18 protein-coding genes and 1 tRNA gene are annotated in these 16,057 nt (G+C 56.5%); 3 read left to right on the top strand and 16 right to left on the bottom strand.

The genetic code is table 11. The features are described 5' to 3' along the window. Window positions 1–32: 32 nt before the first annotated feature. Window positions 33–146, bottom strand: coding sequence for a putative hemolysin (locus LAC65_RS08970; protein WP_338045672.1), 114 nt, complete (start codon window positions 144–146; stop codon window positions 33–35). A 74-nt stretch (window positions 147–220) separates the two neighbouring features. Between LAC65_RS08970 and LAC65_RS08965 the strand changes: the two genes are divergently transcribed. Next, entirely contained in the window at window positions 221–415 is a 195-nt protein-coding gene (locus tag LAC65_RS08965; RefSeq protein ID WP_052246500.1) for a hypothetical protein, read from the top strand. 73 nt (window positions 416–488) lie between these two features. Here the strand turns inward: LAC65_RS08965 and LAC65_RS08960 are convergent, their stop codons facing one another. Both LAC65_RS08960 and LAC65_RS08955 read right to left on the bottom strand, forming a co-directional pair. Next, entirely contained in the window at window positions 489–722 is a 234-nt protein-coding gene (locus LAC65_RS08960; RefSeq protein ID WP_039384996.1) for a hypothetical protein, read from the bottom strand. A gap of 505 nt (window positions 723–1,227) precedes the next feature. Further along, window positions 1,228–1,315 (bottom strand) — tRNA-Ser (locus LAC65_RS08955). Window positions 1,316–1,562: 247 nt separating this feature from the next. On the opposite strand from LAC65_RS08955, the gene phoA reads away from it, so the two are divergent. Next, a complete protein-coding gene (phoA, locus tag LAC65_RS08950; RefSeq protein ID WP_039384994.1) occupies window positions 1,563–2,969 on the top strand; it encodes an alkaline phosphatase in 1,407 nt (468 codons plus the stop codon). A gap of 62 nt (window positions 2,970–3,031) precedes the next feature. Here phoA and LAC65_RS08945 read toward each other — a convergent pair whose 3' ends face one another. The 9 genes from LAC65_RS08945 to pth all read right to left on the bottom strand — a co-directional run bounded on the left by LAC65_RS08945 (window position 3,032) and on the right by pth (window position 11,543). Next, on the bottom strand, window positions 3,032–3,757 hold the full coding sequence (locus LAC65_RS08945) for an amino acid ABC transporter ATP-binding protein (RefSeq protein ID WP_039385981.1): 726 nt from the start codon (window positions 3,755–3,757) through the stop codon (window positions 3,032–3,034). Next, window positions 3,744–4,508 carry an amino acid ABC transporter permease gene (locus LAC65_RS08940; protein WP_039384993.1) on the bottom strand — a complete coding sequence of 255 codons (765 nt, stop codon included), beginning with the start codon at window positions 4,506–4,508 and terminating at the stop codon, window positions 3,744–3,746. Before LAC65_RS08940 ends, LAC65_RS08945 begins: the two co-directional genes overlap by 14 nt. A 45-nt stretch (window positions 4,509–4,553) precedes the next feature. After that, window positions 4,554–5,315 carry a basic amino acid ABC transporter substrate-binding protein gene (locus LAC65_RS08935; protein ID WP_039384988.1) on the bottom strand — a complete coding sequence of 254 codons (762 nt, stop codon included), beginning with the start codon at window positions 5,313–5,315 and terminating at the stop codon, window positions 4,554–4,556. Window positions 5,316–5,505: 190 nt separating this feature from the next. Next, complete coding sequence (locus LAC65_RS08930) at window positions 5,506–6,732, bottom strand: MDR family MFS transporter (RefSeq protein WP_039384985.1); 1,227 nt, start codon at window positions 6,730–6,732, stop codon at window positions 5,506–5,508. 11 nt (window positions 6,733–6,743) lie between these two features. Then, the gene (gene eitC, locus LAC65_RS08925) at window positions 6,744–7,505 is read right to left on the bottom strand and encodes a siderophore ABC transporter ATP-binding protein EitC (protein WP_039384982.1); all 762 of its coding nucleotides are present in this window, start codon (window positions 7,503–7,505) and stop codon (window positions 6,744–6,746) included. Further along, on the bottom strand, window positions 7,502–8,506 hold the full coding sequence (locus LAC65_RS08920; RefSeq protein WP_411828823.1) for a FecCD family ABC transporter permease: 1,005 nt from the start codon (window positions 8,504–8,506) through the stop codon (window positions 7,502–7,504). Before LAC65_RS08920 ends, eitC begins: the two co-directional genes overlap by 4 nt. A 35-nt stretch (window positions 8,507–8,541) precedes the next feature. After that, window positions 8,542–9,540, bottom strand: a complete 999-nt coding sequence (gene eitA / locus LAC65_RS08915; protein ID WP_039384973.1) for a siderophore ABC transporter substrate-binding protein EitA — start codon at window positions 9,538–9,540, stop codon at window positions 8,542–8,544. A 214-nt stretch (window positions 9,541–9,754) separates the two neighbouring features. Continuing rightward, window positions 9,755–10,846, bottom strand: a complete 1,092-nt coding sequence (ychF, locus tag LAC65_RS08910; RefSeq protein WP_039384969.1) for a redox-regulated ATPase YchF — start codon at window positions 10,844–10,846, stop codon at window positions 9,755–9,757. 109 nt (window positions 10,847–10,955) lie between these two features. Beyond that, window positions 10,956–11,543 carry an aminoacyl-tRNA hydrolase gene (gene pth / locus LAC65_RS08905; RefSeq protein ID WP_039384967.1) on the bottom strand — a complete coding sequence of 196 codons (588 nt, stop codon included), beginning with the start codon at window positions 11,541–11,543 and terminating at the stop codon, window positions 10,956–10,958. A 262-nt stretch (window positions 11,544–11,805) separates the two neighbouring features. Between pth and ychH the strand changes: the two genes are divergently transcribed. Next, complete coding sequence (ychH, locus tag LAC65_RS08900) at window positions 11,806–12,081, top strand: stress-induced protein YchH (protein WP_039384962.1); 276 nt, start codon at window positions 11,806–11,808, stop codon at window positions 12,079–12,081. Here ychH and LAC65_RS08895 read toward each other — a convergent pair. The 4 genes from LAC65_RS08895 to lolB form a co-directional block, all read right to left on the bottom strand. Continuing rightward, window positions 12,078–13,250 carry a GGDEF domain-containing protein gene (locus LAC65_RS08895; RefSeq protein WP_071668906.1) on the bottom strand — a complete coding sequence of 391 codons (1,173 nt, stop codon included), beginning with the start codon at window positions 13,248–13,250 and terminating at the stop codon, window positions 12,078–12,080. The two genes, ychH and LAC65_RS08895, sit on opposite strands and share 4 nt — an antisense overlap. Window positions 13,251–13,475: 225 nt before the next feature. Beyond that, complete coding sequence (gene prs / locus LAC65_RS08890; RefSeq protein ID WP_104085358.1) at window positions 13,476–14,423, bottom strand: ribose-phosphate diphosphokinase; 948 nt, start codon at window positions 14,421–14,423, stop codon at window positions 13,476–13,478. Window positions 14,424–14,559: 136 nt separating this feature from the next. After that, window positions 14,560–15,417 carry a 4-(cytidine 5'-diphospho)-2-C-methyl-D-erythritol kinase gene (gene ispE / locus LAC65_RS08885; protein ID WP_039384952.1) on the bottom strand — a complete coding sequence of 286 codons (858 nt, stop codon included), beginning with the start codon at window positions 15,415–15,417 and terminating at the stop codon, window positions 14,560–14,562. Then, window positions 15,414–16,040, bottom strand: coding sequence for a lipoprotein insertase outer membrane protein LolB (lolB, locus tag LAC65_RS08880; RefSeq protein WP_039384950.1), 627 nt, complete (start codon window positions 16,038–16,040; stop codon window positions 15,414–15,416). The genes ispE and lolB overlap by 4 nt, the downstream gene beginning before the upstream one ends. Between the last annotated feature and the right edge of the window lie 17 nt (window positions 16,041–16,057).

Genomic DNA, 16,057 nt, shown 5'->3' with positions numbered 1-16,057 from the left:
ACATTTTAGTTACCGTTAACCGGCACCACAGCTTATTGGTTATCTTGGCGGTACAGTGCCCACTCCTCGATACGCTCCCCACCCGGAAGGGTGCAGTAACCTGAATCACCATCAGGACCTTTAACTATGTCCGGTTTACCCCCCATTTTTTCACAATAAACTGAGGCAGGGTTAGACATGCCTGTTTGCTGAGGCTTGTCTGTCATTCATCAGCTTCATCATGCGCGAGCCATCAGGCCGCAGCACCGTTGCCACTTCTGACTTCGTAGAGGAGCTGGAGCGCGTTAACTGGCACTTTACGCTCAAGGCAGCCAATGACTGGATCCGGAGCCATACAACCACCTTCCGCGACGCTTCAACGCAGGAGGGCGAGAACATGACGTGGTTCCGGTTCAACCTTAACGGTGGCCTCTGAGGGGTTCCCTTCACCGGCGCAGGACTACACAGAGCCGCGGCTTAACTTTGCCAGGCTATCGATAACCGCGAGGCTATAACCTTCCGTTAACGCGCTGGTTATCTCTCAGAACATCAATAGCGGTCTGCATTGCTATTTTATTATCGCGTAACTTCTGTTTGTTTTGCTGTATCTGGAGGTATTCAAGAAGTGTGCGTGTATTGACTGGCCGTCCGGTTCTGCCGACTTCGATCACAGCATCACCGAGTATGGTTTTTACAGGAGGAAGCTGGGCAGGGTACCAGTCCAGCGTGTCTTCAGATTTCATATCAAATTTCTCAGGGACGGGCAGTATATCACATGACAGGGGATATAGCGCCCGACTATAAAAACAACCATTCCTGTTATGGTTCCTTCTCATCATTATTGTTAGAAACCTGTGAGGCAATCTTAACCAGCGCGACACTACCTGCGCCGGCGAATGCAATCATTAGAATGATAGCGATCCAGCATGGAAAATTCATTTTGTACTGTCGCTTATGGCCTCCTGTATGAAGGCGCCATTAAGCCTGACATTGCCTGAGCAAATAGTAATCACATCAATTAGCCGTACCATGTGTTAGCGCAGGCAGTCACGAAGCATGAAGATATAGGGAAAATGATCACGGAAGGGCTGAGTTGGTCGCTTGCGCCATCTCAAAAGCTGTATGTGAGCTCATGTCTGAAGGTCATGATGTCACTGTCGAACCCGGTCGGAGGTTCTCATACCCCTCTCACTGTGCAATATGCAAAAAAAAAGCCTGAACGTGAGTTCAGGCTCTTCTTCAAATTTGTGGCGGTGAGAGGGGGATTCGAACCCCCGATACGTTGCCGTATACACACTTTCCAGGCGTGCTCCTTCAGCCACTCGGACACCTCACCACATATTTTTTTTGCTAACCGCACTGGGTCAACGGGGCGCTACTATAGGGAGTTAGCTGAAAAGGGTCAAGCGCTATTTTCTCCTTTTTTTCTATCTGCTTAAGCTCTGCGCAGATTGTATTAACCCTGTTCGCTTCGCGGCGATTGTCATAGAAACGTTGCGCGTCTGACACAAAAATGTCATCCCGCTGACGCAGACTTGGCAGCGAAAATAACCGGGTGGTCTCACTGATAAGGATGCTGAAGAATGAAACACTTACCTCTGCTGACGGTTTCACTGCTGGCTTCGCTGATTGCCACCTCCGCGGTGGCAGATGTTACAACATACAATAGAGCAGCAACTGGCGATTTGACGCAGCATGGTGGCGCGCGTCGGCTGAGCAGCGATCAGACTGAGGCGCTGAAAGCCTCGCTGAGTAATCAGACGGCGAAAAATGTCATTTTACTGATCGGCGACGGCATGGGTGACTCTGAGATCACCGCGGCACGTAACCTTGCAGTGGGAGCGGGCGGCTTTTTTGCCGGTATTGATGCGCTTCCGCTTACCGGGCAGTACACGCACTATTCGCTGGATAAAAAAACGCATAAACCCTCTTACGTCACTGACTCTGCCGCGTCCGCCACCGCGTGGGCTACAGGCACCAAATCCTATAACGGGGCGATTGGCGTCGACGTCAATGGCAAGGATCAAATCACGCTGCTTGAGCTGGCTAAAGCGGCCGGCAAAGCAACGGGTAATGTCTCTACTGCCGAACTGCAGGATGCTACGCCAGCGGCACTGATGGCGCATGTTACCTCACGCAAATGCTACGGCCCGGAGAAAACCAGCGAACTCTGCCCGGGCAACGCCTTAGAGCAGGGCGGCCGCGGCTCAATTACCGAGCAAATGCTGCTGACCCGGCCGGATGTGGTCCTGGGCGGCGGTGCAAAGAGCTTTAACGAGGTGGCTAAAGCAGGCGACTATAAAGGCAAAACGCTGTATGAGCAGGCGCAGGCGCGCGGCTATCAGCTGGTAGAAAACCTGGACGCAATGAACGCGGTACAGCAGGCCACCCAGCAGCAGCCTCTGCTGGGGCTGTTTGCGCCGGGCAATATGCCGGTGCGCTGGCAGGGTCCCAAAGCCAGTTATCATGGCAACATCGATAAACCGGTGGTGACCTGTAAGGTTAATCAGGATCGTCCGGCATCGGTGCCGACGCTGGCGCAGATGACAACAAAAGCGATCGACCTGCTGAGCAAAAATGAGAAAGGGTTCTTCCTGCAGGTCGAGGGCGCTTCAATCGATAAACAGGATCACGCGGCTAATCCGTGCGGCCAGATTGGCGAAACGGTCGATCTCGACGAAGCGGTCCAGGTGGCGCTGGCCTATGCCCGCGAACATGGCGATACGCTGGTGGTGGTCACCGCCGACCACGCGCACAGCAGTCAGATTGTTGAGAACGGCACCAAAGCCCCGGGCCTGACCCAGGCGCTGAACACGAAAGATGGTGCGGTAATGACCATCAGCTACGGCAACTCGGAAGAGGATTCGCAGGAGCATACCGGTGCTCAGCTGCGCATTGCTGCTTACGGACCGCACGCGGCAAACGTGGTGGGGCTGACCGATCAGACCGATCTGTTCTTCACACTAAAAAATGCGCTGGCGCTTAAATAAGCGGATAGCAGACAGAAAAAATCCACGCTGCGGCGTGGATTTTTGTTATTACCGGAGCAGTATCACCCCAGCACTTTGCTGAGAAACGCCTGAGTACGCGGATTTTGCGGCCGGGTGAACAGCACATCCGGCGTGTCCAGCTCCTGAATGATCCCCTGATCCATAAACATCACGCGATCTGCCACTTCGCGCGCAAACCCCATTTCATGCGTGACAATCACCATGGTCATGCCTTCCTGCGCCAGCATTTTCATGACGCTCAGCACCTCGCCGACCAGCTCAGGGTCGAGCGCGGAGGTCGGCTCATCGAACAGCATGATCTCCGGCTCCATCGCCAGCGCCCGTGCAATAGCAACGCGCTGCTGCTGGCCGCCGGATAAGCTGTTTGGCCAGGCGTGCATCTTATCGGTTAAGCCCACCTTCTCCAGCAGCGCTTTAGCCTGCTCTGTGGCCTGCTGGCGCGACAGTTTGCGCACATCCATCGGCGCCATAGTCAGGTTTTCCAGCACGGTCATGTGCGGGAACAGATTGAAGCGCTGAAACACCATACCCACGTGTTGACGCAGCGTATTGATGCGGATTTTGGGATCCTGTACCTCAAATCCGTTCACCACCACGCGACCGCCGTCAATGCTTTCAAGCCCGTTCAGGCAGCGCAGGAAGGTGCTTTTACCGGAGCCGGACGGACCGATAACGCACAATACTTCCTGCGCCGGAATGTCACAGCTGATGCCGTTCAGCACCTGGTTTTCACCAAAGTTTTTCTGCAAGTTTTCAACGTGGATCACTTTTGCCAAACCTCTTTTCCATGTAACGAACCAGCAGCGACAGCAGGAAGGTGAATACCCAGTACACCAGCGAAATCACCAGATAGGGCTCCCAGTAAGTCGCATAGGCGCCTGAAACCGTACGGGCAGCATACGCCAGATCGGCGAGGCCGATCGCTGACGCCAGCGATGAATCCTTAACAATAGCGATCGCGTTGTTGCCGAGCGGCGGCAGCATGCGGCGAAACGCCTGCGGCAGGATCACTCTGCGCATAGTGCGACCATATGGCATGCCGAGCGATCGCGACGCTTCCATCTGGCCGCGATCGATCGACTGGATCCCGGCGCGAAAAATCTCTGATACGTAAGCGCCTGCATTAAGAGTGATGGCCACAACGCAGGAAAGAAAAGCGCCATAGTTGGCGCGCAGCTCGCGGGCAAACTCTGCCGGCATAATGCCGTTCGCCACCAGCACGCCGTCGCGCGGATTGATAAATAGCGGGATCAGCGCAAAGTGCACGACCATAATCTGCACGAACAGCGGCGTGCCGCGAAAAGCACTGATATAGATGCGCACCGGCCACTGAATGCCGTAATGCAGTATATATTTCCACGGGCCGTGCGGCGCCGACGCCAGGCGGCCTAAGCCGAGCGTCAGGCCCCACAGGGTGCCCGTGATCACACAGATAAGCGTGCATTTGAGGGTCATCATCGCGCCGTCGATAAACAGCGGCATATATTCCCCGATGATTTCCCAGCGGAAGCCAGTCATAAAAACGTCCTTATTGTGCCGCGCGAGCGCGCGGCGACGGGAAAATTACTGCGCGGGAAGAGCAGGAACGTTGCTGTCGAACCAGGTCGCGTAAATTTTCGCATAGGTGCCGTCGGCAATGATTTTCTGCAGGCCGGCGTTGATTTTGCTGCGTAATTCATTGTTGCCTTTCGCTACCGCGATGCCAAAATACTGGCGCTCAAACTTGTTATCAGAAACCAGTTTAAACTGCTTTTCCGGATGCGTTTTTATGTAGTATTTCACCACGCCAACATCCCCCACGGCGGCGCCAATACCATCTTCATACAGCTCCTGCAGCATCAGCGGCGTATTATCAAAACGTTTAATCGCCGTGCTGTTTTTGCCCAGCACATCGGAGACAACGATGTCGCCGGTACTGGAGTTCACCACGCCTACGTTCAGGTTCTTCAGTGAAGCCAGTGACGATACGCTGGCGGTTTCCGGTACCACAATAGCCTGTTCAGCCGGGAAGTAGGGCGCGGAGAAATCCACCATCTGTTTGCGCTTATCGGTGATGGTAATGCCGGAGATAATGATGTCGCGATCGCCTGAATTGAGTGTGGCAAAGATGCCTTCCCACGGGGTATTGACCAGCTTAATATCAAAATTTTCCGCTTTGGCAACGGCCTTGATAATGTCGATATCAAACCCTTCCAGCTGCTTCTGCGCGTTTTCAAATTCGAATGGACGGTAAGTACCGCCAGAGCCGACAACATAGGTAACGGCCTGCGCCGCCGTGGCTGACAGTGCCAGCACTAAGCCCAGCAGGGCTGAACGGGTAAACATAGTGATTCTCCTGGAGAAGGGACAAGATGCGTAATTTATGCAAATTTAATGCATAAAAATACACATTGCTGCATGCTCTGGCAAGCGGAATAGTCAGCGCTGAGGACAATATTCATCAAAGCGTGAAGGGGGTCGTGCGCCAGTTGTGGCGCAGTGTGGAACGCAGAAGAGCAGCACGCCTGGCCGCAGGTCACGCTTTGCGCAATGGCGCACAGATAATGCGCATGGCAATCGCGCTGGCAAGAGGAAACAGCGCCAGCACTAGCCACGGCAGCCGTGCCGCCTCTGAGGGGGCACGCGCCTGTTCCAGCACGCCTCCCAGCAGGATGTTACCCAGCAGCACCGCCACGCCACCGGCAGTGGCCAGGGCGCCATAGTGCGCGCCGAGCGATGACGGCTCCGCAAACCACGGCACCAGGTCTTTTGCAGCGGGCACCAGCAGCATCTGTCCCAGCGTCAGCAGCGTGACAAACGCTGCTGCGGGCAGCAGACGCATCCAGCCCGCAGCGGGAGCGGCATCAGCACACAGCGCCACGCTGAGAAATGCCACGGCAATCAGCGCAAAGCCCCACGGCACAACCCGCGCCGCGCCGGTGTGGCGGGCGAGACGCGCCAGCGGCAGCTGCAGCGTAATGATCAGCAGCGAGGCCAGCATAAACAGCGGCGCCAGATCGCTCTCCTGACCGCCGGCGCGCTGGATCTCCACCGGCAAGGCCAGATAGAGCTGGTTATAGCTCAGCAGCCAGCTGCTGTAAGCGATAATAAATGCCACAAAGCGCGGCTGGTGAAAGGTGCGCCACCACGGCACGATCTGCAGCGAAGCGCGGCGCACTGGCGCGGCGGGCAGGGTAAAAAACAGCACAATCATCGCCAGAACAAATACCGCCGCGCCGGCAAAGGCGATCTGGCGAAAACCGTAGCCGGTCAGCAGCGCGCCAGCCGCCGGACCGATAACGGCACCCAGTTCACCGCAGACGGCAAACAGGGCAAACCACTCCGCCCGGCTGCGTTTACCTTCAGCTTCACTCTGCGTACCCGCCTTCGCCAGCAGCGCTTCAATAGAGGGCGAAAACAGCGCGCCGCCAATACCGGTCAGGCAGGCACCCATGATAACCGGCGTTAAAGATTCACCGCCTGCCAGCAGCAGATAGCCGCTGATACGCACCATGCAGCCTGCCAGCACCACGCGCCGGGCGCCAAAGCGATCGGAGAGCGCGCCGCCGAGCAGAAACATACCCTGCTGACAGAAGGTGCGCAGTCCCAGTATCAGCCCGACAAGCGTGCCGGAGAGCGCCAGATCGTCGCGCAAAAAAATGGCCAGGAAAGGCACCACGGCGTAAAAGCCAAGGTTGAAAATAAACTGGCAGCCCGGCAGCAGAGGCAGCCAGAGCCGCGTGGCGGGCCGGGGCACAGACATGAATGTTTCCGTCAGGCGATATAGTGAATGTGTTTACCGCTGTGGTAAGGGGAGTTTTCAATTTTTGCCCGCACGCGGAATACATCCCACAGCAGATCCTCATTCAGAATCGCCTGCGGCGTGCCGGTGGCAACAATCTCTCCCTGCTGCATCACAATCAGCGTATCGCAAAACATCGAGGCGTGATTGAGATCGTGTATTGCCACGATGCTGGTCACCGGCAGTTCGCTGATCAGTTTCATTAACTGCATCTGGTGATGAATATCGAGGTGGTTGGTCGGCTCGTCCAGCAGAATTTCGCTCGGCATCTGCGCCAGCGCCCGCGCAATATGCACCCGCTGCCGTTCACCCCCGGAGAGGCTCTGCCAGCCCTGTTCACTTTTCTCTACCATATCCACGCGCTGCAGCGCCGCCAGCACCGCGGCGTCATCCTGCGCACTCCAGCTGGAGAAAGGGGAGTGATGTGGAATACGTCCCAGTTTCACCACGTCGCGCACGCGCATATTGGCCTCCGTCATCCCGTGCTGCTCAACAAAGGCCACCCGGCGCGCCAGCGCTTTTTTGGCGATAAAGCGGATATCGTTGCCATCCAGCGTGACCTGTCCTGCATGCGGACGCCGCAGGCCCGCCAGCACGCGCAGCAGCGACGATTTACCGGAGCCGTTTGGCCCCAGCAGGCCCACGGTCTCTCCGCGCGCTACGTTCAGCGAGACATCATTAACAATGACTTTCCTGCCCACTTTCCACGTAATATTTTCAGCGCAAATACTCATAGTTTATTTCCTGAGCGGTAAATGATGATGGCGAAGAAAGGAACGCCGACCAGCGCAGTAACCACGCCTACCGGCAGGCTTTGCGGCGCAATCAGCAGGCGCGAGGCGATATCCGCCAGCACCATCAGAATCGCTCCCGCCAGCGCGCACGCGAGCAGCAGGGTGCGATGCAGCGGGCCGAAGAAAAAGCGCATCACGTGCGGCACAACCAGGCCGACAAAGCCGATCGAGCCGGCCATGCTGACAATGGTGGCGGTGATCAGTGCGGTAGTGGTAAACAGGATCAGGCGCACCCGCGGTACGGCGATACCCAGCGACGCGGCGGCATCATCACCAAAGGTAAACGCATCCAGTGCGCGCGCGTACCAGAGACAGATCGCCAGCCCCAGCAGCACCACAATCAGCACCAGCTGAAATTCCGGCCAGCGCACGCCGCTAAAACTGCCCAGTAACCAGAACATCACGTCACGCGCCTGCTGGGCGCTGGCTGACGTGCTGATGGTGTAGGCGGTCACGGCATTAAACAGCTGAGAGGCCGCGACGCCGGCGAGGATGGTGCGTTCATTGCCGCTGCGCGCGCCCTTAGTGAGAAAAGCGACAAACGCAAACGCGGCAAAGGCGCCGGCAAACGCCCCCGCCGAGAGCGAAACAGCGCCGGTGCCGAGACCCAGAATAACAATGGCCACCGCGCCGGTAGAGGCGCCCGCCGATACGCCCAGCACGTAAGGCTCCGCCAGCGCGTTTTTCAGCAGGCTCTGCAGCACTGCGCCGCAGATGGCGAGACCCGCGCCGCAGCAGGCGGCAACCAGCGCCCGGCTAAGCCGGAAGTCCCAGATCACGCTCTCATAAATTCGATTGAGCGGCTCTGCCGTCAGGCCCAGACGGTTGCTGAACGCGTAAAACACGCTTCTGAGCGGCACCGGGAGTTCGCCCACGCTGATCCCCAGCGCAATGACCAGGGTCAGAAGCAGCAGCGCCGCTGCTGTGGTCACGCTGAGCATCAGCGTCTGCCGCACGGCGGTAACAGCGGAGGGCATTAATTCAGCCCCAGCTTACGCAGCTGCTCTGCCACCTGCTCCGCGCCGTAGATGGTGCGGATAGTCGGGTTCATCGCCTGGCCATCCATGACCACGATATGCCCTTTTTTCACCGCATCCAGCTGGCTTACCGCCGGGTCGCTCTTAAGGAATTTAATCTTCTCTTCGGCGCTGTCCAGCGTCCAGCGGTTACGATCGAGGCTGGAGACAACAATCACATCCGGGTTGGCAGCAATAATGCTCTCCCAGCCCACGGTAGGCCACTCGGTCTCGGTAGTAATGGCGTTATGCCCGCCCAGCACGCTGGCAATGAAACCGGAAGCGCTGTTTTTGCCGCCCACATAGGCGTCTGCCGCAGGGGAGGAGCTGGAGAACCAGAAGACAAAAGAGAGGTTACGCTTGTTTTTACTGAAGGTTTCACGCAGTGCGGCTTCACGCTGTCTGAAATCCGCAATCAGCGCCTGACCGCGATCTTCCACATTGAAGATACGTGAGAAATCGTCAATCTCTTGATACAGATAAGTCATGTCCCACAATTTCTGACGACTGCCGTACATATCACCCGCGCCTTTTTTGGTGGCGCACATGCCGGGCGACATATAGCTGTTCAGCCCCAGCGTGGCAAAATCTTCACGCTTTGCGACCTTGCTTTCCGGACCGAGCAGCAGCGGCGCCTGCGCCGGTACAAAGTCCGGGTTCTGCGCCAGAATCGATTCCAGCGTCGGGATCTCCACGGTCAGCGTTTTGATTCCGGCGTTCTGCTTCGCCAGCTGCGGCAGCACTTTTGTCGGCCAGAAAGCGCTGGCAACAATCTTATCCTGAAGCCCGAGCAGCAGCAGGATCTCCGTGGTGTTCTGTCCCAGCGCAACCACGCGCTCCGGCGCCTTGGTAAACGTCTCTTTATAGCCACAGTTTTCGATGGTCAGCGGGTAGGGGGCAGCAGCGACTTGACTGGCGGCAGTAAACAGTAAAGCAAATGCACAAATGACGTTTTTCATCTAACCCTTTCTCGTTTAAAAACGCTGATCCGTAAAGTTTATGCCCGCGATAATAATGATAATGAATTACATTATCAATGGTTGGCTATCGCCGGTGACTGCCTGACGGTAATGGCATAAGCCGCCATAAAAAAATCCACGCCGGAGCGTGGATTTGAAAGCAGTTGCTTAGCTTCGCGAGATTAACGGTGATCCCGCGAACCAGCCGGGGTCATCAGACGTTGAACAGGAAGTTCATCACATCGCCATCTTTAACGATGTACTCTTTGCCTTCGGAACGCATTTTGCCCGCTTCTTTGGCACCCTGTTCACCTTTATAAGTGATGAAGTCATCAAAGGCGATGGTCTGCGCGCGGATAAAACCTTTTTCAAAATCGGTGTGAATTTTACCGGCGGCCTGCGGTGCCGTTGCGCCCACCGGGATGGTCCATGCACGCACTTCTTTAACGCCAGCGGTGAAGTAAGTCTGCAGGTTCAGCAGCGCGTAACCGGCGCGGATCACGCGGTTCAGACCTGGCTCTTCCAGACCCAGCTCAGCCATAAACTCATCGCGCTCTTCATCATCCAGCTCAGCGATGTCAGATTCAACGGCAGCACACACCGGCACCACTACCGAGCCTTCTGCTTCAGCAATAGCGCGTACCTGGTCAAGGTACGGGTTGTTCTCAAAGCCATCTTCATTGACGTTGGCGATGTACATGGTGGGCTTCAGCGTCAGGAAGCTCAGGTAGCGAATAGCGGCTTTTTCATCAGCGTCCAGCTTCAGGGCACGCAGCATACCGGCGTTTTCCAGGTGTGGCAGGCACTTCTCCAGCGCAGCCAGCTCCGCTTTCGCGTCTTTATCACCGCCTTTGGCTTTTTTCTGGCAGCGCTGGATGGCGCGCTCACAGGTATCAAGGTCAGAAAGCGCCAGCTCAGTATTGATGATATCAATATCCTCCGCCGGGTTAACTTTGCCTGAGACGTGAATAATGTTCTCATTCTCAAAGCAGCGCACTACGTGACCAATCGCTTCAGTTTCACGGATGTTGGTCAGGAACTGGTTGCCGAGGCCTTCGCCTTTCGATGCGCCTTTTACCAGTCCGGCAATATCCACGAACTCCATGGTGGTAGGCACCACGCGCTGGGGTTTAACAATCTCGCTCAGCTGATCGAGGCGCAGATCGGGCATCGGTACTACGCCAGTGTTTGGCTCGATGGTGCAGAACGGAAAGTTCGCTGCTTCGATACCCGCTTTGGTCAGCGCGTTAAACAGGGTAGATTTACCAACGTTTGGCAGGCCCACGATACCGCATTTAAATCCCATGATCTGATTACCTTTCTCACTGAGGGTGGCACACCGCCGGGCGGTACGCCTGATTCAAAAAATTTCGCGCATTATACACAGAATTGCCCGGCGCGGCGCGGGAATTGCCTTAGCCCGCTTTGAAAGCGTGCAGACGATTCATCGCTTTAATCTTATCCTCTTTCAGCCATAGCTCCGTGCAGCGCACCGCTTCATCAACCGCGTCATCAATCAGCTTCTGCTCGCTGGCCGGCGGTTTCCCCAGCACAAATCCGGTCACCTTGTTGCGATCGCCAGGATGACCGATACCTACGCGTAAACGGTGAAAATTATTGTTGTTACCCAGCTTGCTGATAATGTCTTTCAGGCCGTTATGCCCGCCGTGCCCGCCGCCCTGTTTAAATTTGGCAACGCCCGGCGGCAGATCCATCTCATCATGCGCCACCAGAATCTCTTCAGGCGTAATGCGGTAAAACGTGGCCATTGCCGCCACCGCTTTACCACTGAGATTCATATAGGTGGTCGGCACCAGCAGCCGCACATCATTCCCGGCCAGAGCCAGGCGCGCCGTATAGCCAAAGAATTTAGGCTCCTCTTTTAGCGCCTGATTATGGCGGCTGGCCAGCAGATCCAGATACCACGCGCCGGCGTTATGACGCGTCGCCGCATATTCGGCACCGGGATTTGCCAGTCCCACAATCAGTTTAATGCTGCTCACAATAGTTATCCTGTTCTCCTGCAGAAAGGTGGCTAGTTTACTGTCTGCTGAGAGGGATGACAAAGATTGTCAGGCAAAAGTAGTGTCAGAGTGTGATTAGTCAATTTCTATATAAAACAAGGTGCTGCAGGTAAATTTTTGTCATTTGCACATTGTGTTGTGTGATCCTGGGCGCAAAATGTCCCGCTATCATTGCCTAAACTTATGACAGGTTAACGTTATGTGCGGTTTTTTACTTTGCTCATAAGGATGGAGGTGATTCATGAAACGTCATCAATGCCGCGTTATAGGCAATAGCCTGATGTGTCTGGGACTGCTGACCATGGTTGCAGGCGTCGCCTCATCCGTGATCAATCAGCTGCCGTCAGTGAATATGCCGCCTCTGCTGGCCAGTGGAGCCATGTTTGGCATCTTTATCGGGGCGCTGTTGTGGCTGGCGGGCGCCCGCGTCAGTGGCCGGGAGAAGATTGAAGATCGCTATTACTGGCATCGTCACCATGGTGACGTCCGCTGTCGCCGTAACCATATGCCACATTAAATCGCCACTTCAGTAACCGGCTGTGGCCGGGCAATGTAGCACTCTGTCCGGTTGCGGCCGTGGGCTTTGGCGCGATAGAGCGCTTCATCAGCCAGCGCCAGCAGTGCCGGAAACTGGCTGACAGCCGGATCGGCCGGGGCATAGCCAATGCTGACGGTATAACCAATGCCGGCCGGCTGCGACCGCTGCGTTGCCACGCGAATAGCTTCGCACACGCGCTGCACCTGTGCACTGTCGCCTGTCACCAGCGCGGCAAACTCCTCGCCGCCAAGTCGGGCGAAATAGCTCTCTGCCGGCATTTGCGCCTCAGCTATCTGACAAAAGTCGATTAACACCCGGTCACCCTGCAGGTGGCCGTAGCGGTCGTTAATACTCTTAAAATGGTCAAGATCGAACAGCACCGCGCTAAACCCGGCGGCAGAGGAGATTCTGACCCGCCGCCGCAGCACATTATCCGCCTGCTCAAACAGCGCGCGCCGGTTCCATGTGCCGGTCAGCGGATCGCGCAGTGACGCCAGCCTGTGCGCCACCTGCGACCGTTCATTAACCATGGCCAGCAGGGTAAAGGTCAGGCCAATCACAAACAGAATCGACTCAAGGATCACGTAAATCGAGAAACCCGAGCCGCCAATGGCGCCCGGCAGGCGGCTGGCCACGGCGTCATCGAGAAAAATTCGCGCAAGATGAAAGCCGAGATGGATCCACAGCAGCGTCTGCGCAGGCCAGAACGTCACTTTCAGCATGCTGCGCGCGCGCCACAGCAGAGTGATAAACGCTGCGGTGTAGAGTATGCAGAGCAGGCAGAGCACCAGCACCCGCAGTGGCTGACTGTGATAGAAATCGGGCAGCAGGCAAAGCAGCGCCCAGAGCAGCGCGCCACCGGGCCACAGCAGGCCAGCGGGTCGTTTACAGAAAGTACGAAATGCGCACAGCAGCGTACCATAAGCCAGCATAACTATGACATTGCCCAGCGCAACCGGAAGAAACTGCAGGCCGGCACTGCGCAGGCTGCTGAGAAACACCGCGCACAGCGTCAGGATCAGGGTCAGCGTGGTAAAGCCCAGCACGCGATCGTACTGAGCGCCGACCCAGGCAAATATCATAATGATGCTCAGAAACCCCAGCACATAAAGCTCGCAAACAAACAGCGTATAAATATCGAGCATCATGGCAGTGGGCGTTCCCGGAAAAAAGTGGCGCTGAAAATAGCACTATTTCCGGGGCTGCTGAAGTGCCGGACAGCGCGAAAGTGAAAAAGAGCAGAAGGCAGGGGAAATAGTGCACAGACTAAAAATTTATAGGGCGAAGCGCGCGGGAAAAAGCAGCTTCAGCAAGGCAGGAGGAAGCGGATAAGCATAAAAAACCGGGCGCGAGGCCCGGTTAAGCGTGAACAATTAATGTTCAAACATAGCAGAGATAGATTCTTCGTTACTGATACGACGAATAGCTTCAGCCAGCATGCCGGAAAGCGTCAGCGTGCGCACGTTTGGCAGCGCTTTCATCTCTTCCGAGAGCGGGATGGTATCGCAAACAATTACTTCATCAATCACGGACTTGCGCAGATTTTCAACCGCGTTGCCTGAGAAGATAGGGTGGGTGGCATACGCGAATACGCGCTTGGCACCACGCTCTTTCAGTGCTTCAGCCGCTTTGCACAGCGTACCGCCGGTGTCGATCATATCGTCGACCAGCACGCAGTCACGGCCTGCGACATCACCAATAATATGCATAACCTGAGAAACATTCGCGCGCGGGCGACGTTTGTCGATGATAGCCATATCCGTGTCATTAAGCAGTTTGGCAATTGCGCGGGCGCGCACCACACCACCAATATCCGGGGAAACCACGATAGGGTTTTCCAGGCCAAGCTGCAGCATATCTTCCAGCAGAATCGGGCTGCCGAAGACGTTGTCTACCGGCACATCAAAGAAGCCCTGGATCTGTTCGGCATGCAGATCAACGGTCAGCACGCGATCCACGCCGACGCTGGAGAGGAAGTCAGCCACCACTTTAGCGGTGATCGGTACACGCGCTGAGCGCACGCGGCGATCCTGACGGGCATAACCGAAATAGGGGATAACAGCGGTAATTCGACCAGCAGAAGCCCGACGCAGCGCGTCGACCATCACAACCAGCTCCATCAGATTATCGTTGGTGGGGGCACAGGTGGACTGGATGATGAAAATATCGCCACCGCGTACATTTTCGTTAATCTGTACACTTACTTCGCCGTCGCTGAAACGACCGACAGCGGCGTCTCCGAGGCTGGTGTAAAGGCGGTTGGCAATACGTTGTGCTAGTTCCGGGGTGGCGTTACCAGCAAATAGCTTCATATCAGGCACGAGAAGAACCTCAGGCTTGGACGTCCAGAGAATGAACCGCTCAAACATAACCGGCGAATATGTTTGAGCCTGTTCATACGGTGTGTTAATGCGCAACGTGCCATATCTGGAACGGGTAATACGGTCACGTAAACGCTTAAAGCCCGGAAAGGATTTGCTGCAACGGCGAGAGGTTAAGCCCGCGCGCCACAAATCCGCGAATCCATTTCGGGGCAAGCTCCAGCACCTGACGAGCGTCGGACTCGGTGTCAAATTCAGCAAACACGCAAGCGCCGGTCCCGGTCAGGCGCGACGGCGCGTATTCTAGCAGCCAGGAAAGCAGCGCATCAACCTCACGAAAACGTTTTCTTGCCACAGCTTCACAATCATTGTGAAAAGGCAGGCTTAACAGTTCATCTAATGTGCGTATCGGTGAATTGCGCGTCAGATCGGGATCGCGGAAGATATCGGGCGTAGCGATACTTACGCCCGGATGCGCCACCAGATACCACTTTTCTGGCGGCGAGGCGGGCTGCAGCAGCTCCCCGACGCCTTCGGCAAACGCAGCGTGGCCGCGCACAAACACCGGCACATCGGCACCCAGCGTGACGCCAAGCGCAGCCAGTTCATCTGTGCTCAGCCTGCACTGCCACAGGTGGTTCAGCGCCACCAGCACCGTGGCGGCATCCGAGGAGCCGCCGCCCAGCCCGCCGCCCATCGGCAGTTTTTTTTCCAGCGCAATCTGCGCGCCCGCGCGATCGTCAAGCGTGCCTTTTGCCACCGCCGCCTGCTTCAGCGCCAGCGCCGCGCGTACAATCAGATTGTCAGCGTCCGCCACGCCGGCCAGCGGCGTCAGCAGGCTGATGCGCCCGCTGCGGTCCGGCGTCATCTCCAGCGTATCGCCGGCATCAAGAAACTGAAACAGCGTTTGCAGATTGTGGTAGCCGTCAGCGCGCTGGCCGGTAATGTAGAGAAACAGATTAAGTTTTGCCGGAGCGGGCCAGGTGGTCATCATTGCAGGGTCCAGCTATCCATACGCAGTTTGATACGCTGGTCACCTTCGGTCAGCTCCAGATTAGCGGGCAGAGAGGGCGTGACTTTCGTGTCGTAGTCGCCGATAGCGACGTGCCACTGCTGGCCGTTGCGGCTGTAGCTCAGGCTTTTCAGCTGGTAGCTATTATTGAGCTGATAATCGGTGGCATCGCCCGGCAGACCCATCATCCACTGCCGCAGGTTGGCCAGCGGAATATCCATGCCGGTGAGCTGCGAAATCATTTTCTCAGCATCGTTGCTGGTGTAGCGCTTGCCCTTGTTGTCAACAATCTGCACCACGGAGCCCTGCGCATCCAGCTGCAGTTCGGTGCTGCCCAGCGGGTTGGTCAGCAGCAGACGATAGCGGTCAGGGGCGGTCTGCTGCCAGTTGAAGCGGGCGTAGACCTTCTGTTTATCGGACAGATAAGCAAAGGCGCCGCGCGTCTGATAATGGCTGATACCGGCTACCTGCTGCTGGTGCTGTTGCCACTGCGGTGCGGTGGTAGCGGGCCCTGCGCCCTGCTGCGGTTTGTTGATGCTGCAGGCCGCCAGCAGAACGCTGGCAAGGGGTAAAAGGCGCAACAGTTTGCGCGTGGGCAATGGCATCACGTGGTCATCTCCTC

The organism is Pantoea eucrina (genome assembly GCF_020079945.1).
Taxonomy (GTDB): domain Bacteria; phylum Pseudomonadota; class Gammaproteobacteria; order Enterobacterales; family Enterobacteriaceae; genus Pantoea; species Pantoea eucrina.
Note: the sequence above shows the minus strand (reverse complement) of the source record. Positions and strands in the feature narration are given on the sequence as shown.